Raw genomic sequence first — 9,501 nt, forward strand, 5'->3', positions numbered from 1 at the left:
GACCGGAGCATCCTCGGCCAGCCCGTCGCGCTGACCGCCGGCCAGCGCCTGGAGCGCGGCGACCTCGGCGACGTCCTCGACCTCGACGCCGGCCTCAGCCTCAAGCTCGGCCTCAACCTCGGCCTCAACCTCGGTCGTGGTCTCGTCCTCGGTCGTGGTCTCGACGGTCTGGGCCGCGGTGTCCTCAGCCGTCTCCTCGACCTCGACGACGTCCGAAGCGACGACGTCCGAAGCGACGACGTCCGAAGCGACGACGTCCGCGGCAACGTTGTCCGCCAGGCCGTCCCGCTGCCCGCCCGCCAGCGCCTGGCGGGCGGCGTACGCGGCCTCGGCGGCGCGGCGGTCGGCGCGGACGGCGGTGAGTTCGGCGAGCAGCTCGCCGAGGCCGGCCTCCTCCAGGTCGGCGCGCAGGCCGCGGATGGTGGGCAGGCGGTAGAGGGTGCCCTCGTCGGCGGCCAGTCGTTCGACCAGCTCGACGAGTTCGGTGAAGGCGATCCCGTCGAGGTCGTGGTCGGGCAGGAGCCGGCCGAGGTCGCGCAGGCCGGTGTTGATCGCCTCGAAGGCCTGAGCGGTGATCTCGACGCGGGCGCCGTCCGCGGGGACGGCGGGAAGGGTCCCGGCGGGGGCGAGGACGGCCCAGGCGCGGCGCTCGACGGAGGCGGAGCCGAGGGCTTCGTGCAGCTCCTCGCGGCGGATCCGGCGGTCGTGCGCGAGCGCGGCGGCCTGCTTGCGCAGCGAGCGGGCGCGCAGCCAGGACAGCTTGACGCCGTGCTCCTTGCGCCAGGCGCCGTCTGCGGTGGCGGCGACCAGGGGGCCGAGGTCGGTGTCGTACGCGGCGGCGGTGAGGACGGCGCAGGTGTTGCGCACCCGCTGGAGGGTCTCGACGAGCAGCGCGGTCTTGGCGACGGTGTCGGGCTCGTCGAGCTGGACCTCGGCGGCCAGTTCGGTGACGGTCTCCCAGGTCTGCTGCAGGTCGCGGCCGCGCAGTTCGGCGAGGACGGTGGAGGCGGCGCGGGCGTCCTCGGGGGTGGCGACGGTGTCGACGGCCGCGTACCAGGCGTGGGTGTCGGCACTGAGGGTGAAGGCCCCGAGGTCGGCGTAGCGGCCGAGGTCCTCGCGGAGGTCGGGCTGCGCGGCGGCGTCCTGGGGGTCCTTGACGTCTGCGGCGTCGGCGACGTCCGCCGGGTCGGCTGCGTCGGCGTTGCGCGAGTGAAGCACTGTCATGTGAGGTCCGGTTCTGGGCGACGGCGGCGGGGCTGGCGGCGAGGGGGCGGCGGACCGGGGTGCGCGGGGTTGCCCCAGGGCGGGGCGGGGGGCGCGCGGTCGGGCCGCCGGGTGTGGACGCCCAGAATACGGGTGCCCGTTCGAGCCTTGCACGCACCCACCGCCCGACTGGCCGGTGTCGTGTGCCGTACCGCTCGCTTGGCCGCTACTCGGGAGGTCCGTCCGGGGGCGTGTCCGGGGGGCCGGACGGGTGACCGTGCTGGTCCGGGCGGTCGGCGCGGTGATCACGCCCGGGGAGGGCCCGCCGGGGCGGCCGGGGCCGCTTCGGCGACGGCCGCCCCGGCCGGTCGAGCGGGACCTGCCGCACGGGGCGGGCGGGCCGGCCGAGCGGTGGCCGGTACCCGGCGCGGCCCAGGGTGGGCAGGTCGACGGGCGCGAGGTACTCGTGCAGCGCGGTGCGGTGCCACCACGCCCCGGTTTCGCGCAGTTCGCGCCATCCGGTGAACCGGTACAGGTGGAGGGTCGCCCGGACGTGGGTCGGTGGGGCGTCCGGGAAGGGGTTGCGGTGGAGCAGCCGGAGGGTGGCGCGGTCGCCGGTGAGCAGGCGGGCGACGAACGGCAGGAACCAGGGGCGGGCGTAGGCGGGCGAGATGCCGGCGAACCACATCAGCCAGTCCAGGCGCAGGTGGTAGGGGGCGTACTGGCGGGGCAGGCGGCGCACGTCGCCGGGTTTGCCCTTGAAGCCGTACTCGCGCCAGACGGTGTGCGGGGTGACGGTGGCCTCGTCGGTGCCCTCGACGACGATTTCCTGGCGGAGCCGGTTGATGCTGCCGAAGGCGCCGTAGGTGTTGACGAGGTGGAGCCGGTTGAAGGAGCGGTTCATGACCTGGCCTCGGGAGAGCAGGTTCCGCACCGGCCAGTAGCTGAGGACGGTGACGGCGACGGTGACCGCGACGGCCAGCAGTTCGTACCAGGCCGGGGCGGCGGGGTAGCTGCGGGCGTGGACGGGCAGGCCGAGGCGGGCCGGCTCGACGGCGGCGAGGGCGAGGGCGACGGTCAGCCAGTTGAGCCAGGCGAAGTTGCCGGAGGCGATCAGCCAGAGCTGGGTGGCGACGACGGTGCAGGCGGCCCAGCTCGCCACCGGCTGCGGGAGGAACAGGCCGATCGGGACGAGGAGTTGGACGACGTGGTTGGCGGCGGCCTCGACCCGGTGCAGCGGGTCGGGCAGGTGGTGGAAGAACCAGCTGAGCGGCCCGGGCATCGGCTGGGTCTCGTGGTGGTAGCGCAGGCAGGTCAGGTCGCGCCAGCAGCTGTCGCCGCGCAGCTTGATCAGCCCGGCGCCGAACTCGACGCGGAAGACCAGCCAGCGCATCAGCCACAGGACGAGGGCGGGCGGGGCGGTGTCGGCGTTGCCGAGGAAGGCGGCGAGGGAGCCCGCCTCCAACAGCAGCGACTCCCAGCCGAAGGAGTACCAGGTCTGCCCGACGTTGACGATCGAGAGGTAGAGCACCCACAGGACGGCCCACAGCGCGATGGACGCCGCCAGCGGGACGGCGTCGCCGAGCCCGGCGGCCACGGCGGCGGCGAGGGCGGCGCCGGTCCACGAGACGGCCGCGAAGAAGCGGTCGCTGTAGTGGAAGTGGAAGAGGCTCGGTGACTGCCGGAACGGGACGCGGGCCGTGAAGCGGGGCACCGGGAGCATGCCGTCCGCGCCGATGAGGGCGCGGAACTGGGCGGCGGCGTCGAGGAATCCGATCAGGTAGAGGCCGGCGAGCAGGCGTTGGACGAGCAGCCGGCTCGGCCAGTAGTCGGGGGCGGCGAACCAGGCGGACCAGTCCATGCGGCCCATGCCTACCATCGGCGGCGGGTGGCCGGGCCCGGCCGGGGCGCGGGCGGGCGGCGGTTCACCCGCTCGGGGGCGGGGTCCGGGGGCGGCGTCGGGGAGGGGACCGGGCTCGGCCGGGTCAGCCGCCGGCGGGCGCGGGTTCGGCGATGGAGTCGACGAGCGGGGCCAGCTCGGGGATCTCGGAGGCCTCCGCGAGGACCGCCTCCAGCGCGGCGTCGTGCACCGGGCGGGCCGACTCCAGCAGGGCACGGCCCTCGGGCGTCACCTCGGTGTAGATGCCGCGCCGGTCGTCCGCGCAGAGGTAGCGGGCGAGCAGGCCGCGGTCCTCCAGGCGGGACACCAGCCGGGTGGTGGCGCTGCTGCTGAGCGCCGCCGCGCGGGCCAGCTGCTGCATCCTCATGTGCCAGCCGTCCTGGCGGGAGAGCGCGTCCAGCACGGTGAACTCGACCACGGAGAGCTGGTGCTCGGCCTGGAGCGCCTTCTCCAGCGCGGTGTCGATCAGGCCGTGCAGCGCGGCGAGCGTCCGCCAGCCGCGGGCCCGGACCTCGGCCGCGTCGTCGCGGATCCCCATCGCTCGCCCACCCTTCGCGTTCACCGGTGCGTACCGTCGCGGGTCTCGTCGCCGCGACGCCCCAGTATGCCAGTCCGCGCGGATTGTCCATCCGTGTACGCACCTTCGGCGACCGGCCCCGGTCGGCCCCTTTCGCCCGCTCCCTCACCCCTCTCCCGCCCAGGCGGCCGTGCAGAGCGCGGCGGCCAGGGCCTCGGTGTAGCAGGCGGCCGCCAACCACGCGGCGGCGAAGGCGTCGTGGTCGTCGGGGACCACCCGGCCGAACACGTCCCGGCCGCGGCTCACCGCCTCGGCCCGCAGGCCGTCCAGGAGTTCGGCGGCGGTGGCCAGGCCCGCGGCGCGCAGCAGGCCGCGGTCGGCGGCGGCCGTGGCGGCGCCCGGGGTCGGGGCCTGGCGGCCGGTGGTGACCGTCTGTGCGACCCGGCGGGAGAGGAGGTGGACGGGCGGGGCGGGGGTGGTATCGGTGCGGGTGGTGTGGGTGCGGGTGGTGTCGGTGCGGGTGGTGTCGGTGCGGGTGGCGTCGATGGCGGCGAGGCCGGTGGCGGGGAGGCTGACGGGGAGGTCGGCGGTCTGGAGGCGTTCGAGGCCGAGGTTGACCCGGCCGGCCCGGTCCGCCGGGAGCGCGGGCACCGGGCCGGCCGGGTCCGGTGCGGTGGGCTCCGGTGCGGTGGGCTCCGGGGGCACGCCGAGGGCGAGCAGGCGCAGCTCAGGGCGGTCCGAGCGTTCCAGGCGGCCGATCACCCGCAGCCGCAGGCCCGGGGCGGTGGCCAGCAGCGCCAGGTTGGCCCGGAAGGCCAGCTCGGGGTGCTCGTGTCCGGGCCGCAGCGCGATCACCGGTCCGTCCGGTCGGCCCGGCTCCGCGCCGCCCGTGCCCGGGCGGCCCTCGCACCGGGCCAGCAGCTGCAGTGCGCCGTCCGGCCCGGAGGGGGCCGGGCCCAGCAGGGTGACGTCCAGGAACAGCAGGTCGGACCCGGCCGGGCGACTCTCGTACGGCAGTTCCTCGGCGGCGAGGGCCCGGGCGACCTGGTCGGCCACCGGCTCGGACCACAGACGGGCGGCGGGCTCCGCCGTCCACGCCGCGCCCGCCGCGCGCACCGCCCGGACGGCGGCGCCCGCGCCCAGCCGGCCGGTGGCGGACCTGGTCGCGCCCTGGACGGCCAGACCGGCGCGGCTGAACTCGCGGTGGCTGAGCGAGGTGTCGCCGAGGCGCAGCGCCCGGTTGCCCGCGGCGGCCGCCTGGGCGGGTGCCGCGGCGGCGTCGGTGTGCGGCATCACCTCGGCGACGGTGCTGAGCCGGCCGTCGCCGTCCACCGCCCAGCTGACCGCCCCGGCGTGGGTGGCCGTCAGCACCGGCTCGGCGAACAGCCCGTGCAGGCGCAGCCCGCCTTCCGGCGCGTACGCCTGGCGGGCGTTGCCGCGCAGTTCGGCGAGCGGGGTGCCGCCGGGGTGCGCGGGGGTGGTCGGGGGGCCGGTCGGGATCCTGGTCAGGGCGGTGGTGAGGGTGAGCAGGTCGCGCAGGCCGGACACCAGGTCGGCGAGTCGGTGGGCGGGTGCGCCGGAGCGGGCCGCCCGCAGCCGGGTGGCCACGGCGACCGCCGTCGCGGCCGGGCGGTGCAGGCCGGTCAGGCGGGCGCCGTGGGCGGCGCGCAGCAGTTCGGCCTGGGTCACGGCGCCCGCTGCGCCGACCCCGGCGGCCAGCACGGCGCAGGCGGCGCGGTGGAGGTGGCGGGCGGCGGCGAGTTCGGGCGGGGTGAGGGCGGGGCTGTCGGGGGCGTGGGCGGCCTCGGTGGTGTCGGGCGCGCCTTGGGTGCGGGCGGTGTCCGGGGTGCGGGCGGTGTCCGGGGCCGGGGGCTCGGTGGGGTCGGGGCCCGGTTCGGCGAGGGGGCAGAGGGTGACGGCGGCGGCCCGGTGCACGCAGGCCGGGGCGAGCAGGCAGCCGCAGCGGACGTCCGCCGGGTCGGCGACCACCCCGTCCGGGGCGTGCAGGACGAGCAGCGTCTCCTCGTCCACCTCCACCTGCCACTGCGGGCCGGAGCGCGTCACCGGGCGCTGCGCCAGTTTCGCCGCCGCGCCGTCCAGCCGCTTCTGCAGGCGGGGGCTCAGCCCGGACACCACCTCGGCGACCACCTCCGGTCGCACGCCCGGCCAGTCGCCGCTGCGCGTCGTCTCGTTCATCGCACCTTCTCCCCCACCCAGCGGGCCAGTTCCAGCGGGCTCAACGCCGCCACGGGCATGCCGGCCGCGACCAGTTGGCCCGCGACCGCCTTCGAATAGCGGGCCGTGCCGGTGTCGTCCAGGGCGGCGCAGCCGAGCAGTTGCACGCCGGAGTCCACCAGGGCCCGGGTCTGGGCCAGCAGGGCGCCGAGCGGGCCGCCCTCCTCGAAGTCGCTGACCACGGCGACCAGCGTGCGGGAGGGCACCGTCACCAGGTCGCGGGCGTACCGCAGGCCGGTCGCGATGCTGGTGCCGCCGCCGATCCGCACCTCCAGCAGGAGGCTCAGCGGGTCGGCCACCCGCTCGGTGAGGTCGACGACCTCGGTGGAGAACGCCACGAAGTGGGTGCTCAAGGAGGGCACGCCGGCCAGGATCGACGCCGTCAGTGCCGCCCAGACCGTGGACGCCTCCATCGACCCGGAGACGTCGACGACCAGGATCAGGCGCCAGTCGTTCGCCTGCCGTGCCCTGGTCCGGAAGACCGGGCGCTCGGGCACGATCAGGGTGCCGCCGTCCGGGGACGGGCGGGCGGTGGCCAGGTTGGCCCGGATCGTCCGGTCCAGGTCGAGCCCGCCGCCCGGGCGGCGGGAGGGGCGCGGCACCGCGATACCGGTCAGGGCCGGGCGCAGCCTGGTCGCCAGTTCGCGGCTCAGCTCGTCGACCAGGCGGCGCACCAGCGGGCGCAGCCGGGCCACCCGCGCCTCGGGCAGGCCGCCGGCGTGCTCCAGGACGGTGCGCAGCAGGTCGACGGACGGGCGGACGGCGGACGGGTCCAGTTCCTCTAGGACGTCCGTACGGCCCCGGGCGACGGCGGCGGCCAGCACCTCCTCCCGGACGCCCGGGCCGAACAGCGCCTCCAGTTCGTCGGCCCATTCGCGCGCCCCCGGGTAGGGCGCCTCGCGGCCGCCGCGGTGTCCCGCGGCCCCGCGGCCGCGGCTGTCCAGGCCGGGGCCGGAGCCCTCGCCGTGGCCGCTTCCGTACAACTCGTCGAGGGCGGTGGCGAGTCGGGCGGAGCGGCCCTGGAGGCCGCCGTTGCCGGGGCGGCCGAGCAGCAGGCGCCAGCGTTCGGCCGGGCCCAGGTCGTGGGGCCGTGCGGAGGGGGGCGCGGGTGCGGGTGCGGGTACGGGTGCGGGCGCCGCTGGTGGCGCCGATGGCGGTGCCGGCTGGTGGGAGGGCAGGAGGCCGCGGCGGGCGAGCGCGGCGCGGGCGGCCAGGTCGGCGCGGACCCAGCGGGCGAGCACGGCGGGGTCCGCTTCCTCGGGCAGGGCGGCGAGCCGGGTGCCGAGCCGCTCCTCGACCAGGGTCAGCAGCCGGTCGCGGGCCGCCGGGCTGAGGGTGTCGAAGCCGCCGCGCAGGGCGGGCAGGCGGTCCAGGAAGGCGGTGTCGGGCAGCGAGGTGACCTGCTCCAGCAGTGGCTGCAGCGCCTGCGGCGCACTGTCCAGCAGGCCCTCGGCGGCCGTGAGCAGCCCGGTCAGGCTCCGGGCGAGCGCGCGCCGGGACTCCGGGGTGCTCGCCCCGTCCAGCCAGGAGGCGGCGCGGGCGCCGAGTGCCTCCGCGTCGTCCTGCCCGAGCAGCACGCGCACCGCCCCGGCGGCGCCCCGCACCAACGGGCTGCCCCGCTCGGCGAGTTCGGCCAGCACCCGGCCCAGGCGCAGCCCGCCCCGCAGGTCCGCCCGCCGTGCCAGTTCCACCAGGGCCCGGGCATCGGCCGGATCGTCCGACCCGCCCAGCCCCTCCAGCTGCCGCACGGCCGCCACCGTCAGCACCTCCGCCGCGGCCTCCAGCGGCCGGTCGGGGGCGGGCCTGCCGGGCGCGGCCGGTGCCGGGGCAGGCGCGGAGGCGGCGGGATCGGCCGGCCCGAGCCCGATGGCCCGGGCTGCCGGGGTGAGGTCGACGGGGAGGTGGCCGGCGGTGAGGCGGTCGAGGAGGGTGAGGCCGTCGAGGAGGTCGGGGAGGGTTCCGGAGGTGGGGAGGACGGTGGCGAGTTGGGTGAGGCGGGTGACGGTGAGGGCGGGGAGGGCGCAGGAGGCGGCGGCGGTGAGGCCGTCGATGACCTCGCGCGGGGTGGGCTGGTCGGTGAGGCGGGTGCGGAGGGTGCCTTCGGCGGCCTGGGCGGGGGTGACGCCGCGGGTGCCGGCGACGGTGAGCATGGCGGCGGTGGCCGGGGTCCAGTGCAGGCACCAGCGGGTGCCGAGGGTTTCGGTGCCGCCGGCGCCGGTGGTGGGGATCGGGTCGGCGTAGGGGATGTCGCAGGCGGCGAGGCGGTGCAGGAGGGTTTCGCGGCGTCGGTCGAGGGGGCTGCGTTGCGGGTCCAGGCGCAGTTCGCGGGGGCCGGGGTCGGTGGGGTCGGGGAGGCCGAGTTCGGCGAGGAGGGTTTCGACGGCGGGGGCGAGTCCGCTGCGCGGGGCGGCGGGGGTGGGGCGGCCGGTGCGGGTGCCGACCAGGACGCGTTCGAGGGCGCGGGCGACGGCTCGGCCGCGGCCGAGGGGTTCGCCCTGGGCGAGGACGGTCTGGACGGCTTCGACGAGTTCGCCGCGGCCGGGGGCGGCGTGGCCGCGCAGGCGGGCGAGGTCGCCGGCGAGGCGGACGATCTCGCGGGCGTCGGCCGGGCCGCTGGGGTGGTCCTCGGTGCGCAGGGCGGCGCAGATCCGGACGGCGGTGGTGGTGAGCGCCCGGGTGAGGCGGTCGGGGTCGCCGCCCGCGTCGAGGACGGTGTGCTGCCATTCCGGGTCGCGGATGCCGGCCGGGTAGCCGGAGCGGGCGTCGAGCAGCGGGTAGGTGTACGGGATCAGGGAGAGGGCGTGCCCGGGGGTGGCGGGGCCGGGCGGCGGCGGTTCGGTGGCGGTGGGGCCGCCGAGCAGGGCGGGGGCGTGGAAGGCGCCGACGACGACGGCGATCCGGCGGCCGCCGGCGGTGGCGTCCTGGATGCGGGCGCGCATCCAGGCTTCGCGGCGCTGGTCGTGGGGGTCGACGCCGGGGCCGGTCTCGGCGTCGTGGCGCAGGGCCCAGCCGACGAGCAGGGCGGCGCGGCGGACGGCTTCCGGGGTGGAGCCGGGGGCGGCGGTCTCGACGAGGCGGTCCCACAGGTCGTCGTCGGCGTCGCGGCCGGTGAGGCGCCGGCGCAGGGCCTCGGCGAGGCCGGGCGCCGCCGGGCCGTCCGTGGGCCGGCGTTCGGTGGTGCGGTGGGCGAGCGGGAGGTCGCAGGCGAGGACTTCGACGCCGTGGCGCCGGGCCCAGCGCAGGGCGACGAGTTCCGGGGAGAAGTCGGCGAACGGGTAGAAGGCCGGGCCGGGGCCCTCGTCGGGGCCGGAGGGGGCGGCGGCGAGGGCGACGGGGGCTTCGGTGGCCTCGTCGGCGAGCGGGCCGAGCCAGGGCTGGAACTCGGCGGGGAGTTCGATCAGGACGGCCTCGGGCCGGGCGGCGTCGAGCAGCGCGGGCAGGACCGCGCTGAGGGAGGGCGCGTGGTGGCGCACGCCGATCAGGTAGGGCCCCGGCCGGTCGGTGCCGGAGGCGGCCAGGCTGTCGGCGGCGGCCAGGAGGGCGCCCTCGTCGGTTCGGGCGGCTGTCGCCGTCCGGGCGGCGTCCGTCCGGTCGGCCGGGTGGCCGGCCCGGGCGGGCGTGGCCGCGCTGCTCAACGTCCGCATGG

5 protein-coding genes are annotated in these 9,501 nt (G+C 77.8%); all 5 read right to left on the reverse strand.

Translation table 11 applies throughout. The annotated features are described in order from the left end of the window. A partial coding sequence (locus ACPC54_RS06500) for a hypothetical protein (RefSeq protein ID WP_498961851.1) occupies nucleotides 1-1,224 on the reverse strand: 1,224 nt, incomplete at its 3' end. A gap of 205 nt (nucleotides 1,225-1,429) precedes the next feature. Then, the gene (locus ACPC54_RS06505; RefSeq protein ID WP_498961852.1) at nucleotides 1,430-3,064 is read right to left on the reverse strand and encodes a lipase maturation factor family protein; all 1,635 of its coding nucleotides are present in this window, start codon (nucleotides 3,062-3,064) and stop codon (nucleotides 1,430-1,432) included. Between the two features lie 124 nt (nucleotides 3,065-3,188). After that, nucleotides 3,189-3,641, reverse strand: a complete 453-nt coding sequence (locus tag ACPC54_RS06510) for a MarR family winged helix-turn-helix transcriptional regulator (protein WP_498961854.1) — start codon at nucleotides 3,639-3,641, stop codon at nucleotides 3,189-3,191. Nucleotides 3,642-3,785: 144 nt separating this feature from the next. Beyond that, nucleotides 3,786-5,816, reverse strand: a complete 2,031-nt coding sequence (locus ACPC54_RS06515; RefSeq protein ID WP_498961856.1) for a hypothetical protein — start codon at nucleotides 5,814-5,816, stop codon at nucleotides 3,786-3,788. After that, the gene (locus ACPC54_RS06520; RefSeq protein WP_498961858.1) at nucleotides 5,813-9,499 is read right to left on the reverse strand and encodes a DUF5682 family protein; all 3,687 of its coding nucleotides are present in this window, start codon (nucleotides 9,497-9,499) and stop codon (nucleotides 5,813-5,815) included. Before ACPC54_RS06520 ends, ACPC54_RS06515 begins: the two co-directional genes overlap by 4 nt. Nucleotides 9,500-9,501 lie beyond the last annotated feature (2 nt).

Origin of the sequence: Kitasatospora sp. NPDC094028, from assembly GCF_049543595.1 — a bacterium.
GTDB lineage: Bacteria > Actinomycetota > Actinomycetes > Streptomycetales > Streptomycetaceae > Kitasatospora.